Genomic DNA, 304 nt, shown 5'->3' on the forward strand with positions numbered 1-304 from the left:
ACCGCCACCCTTGAACGTCTCCCCACCTGGCCTAATAGCCGCATTGATGAACTACTCCCCCTGAATTCAACAACCGCTAGCTGATTCACGCTTCGGACGCAACGTGGGGCGATCGGACGGATACATTGATTTTCGCGGCGGCGCGTACGCAACTGCTGCAAAGCCAGGTCAGCAAGAGCAAAGCCAGGTCAGCAAGAGCAAAGCCAATATCGAACAGGTGAAATTGGCGCTGCAACGCTATGTGGCTTCAACTGGTCGCATGCCCTGCCCCGCCGCCGTCAACCTGCCCCAGACCTCACCGAAC

1 protein-coding gene is annotated in these 304 nt (G+C 57.9%); it reads left to right on the top strand.

The annotated features are described in order from the left end of the window. Positions 1 to 103: 103 nt before the first annotated feature. A partial coding sequence (locus tag PZA18_RS24510) for a hypothetical protein (protein WP_284103497.1) occupies positions 104 to 304 on the top strand: 201 nt, incomplete at its 3' end.

The sequence above is a fragment of the Parachitinimonas caeni genome, from assembly GCF_030129945.1.
In the GTDB taxonomy this organism is placed as follows: domain Bacteria; phylum Pseudomonadota; class Gammaproteobacteria; order Burkholderiales; family Chitinimonadaceae; genus Parachitinimonas; species Parachitinimonas caeni.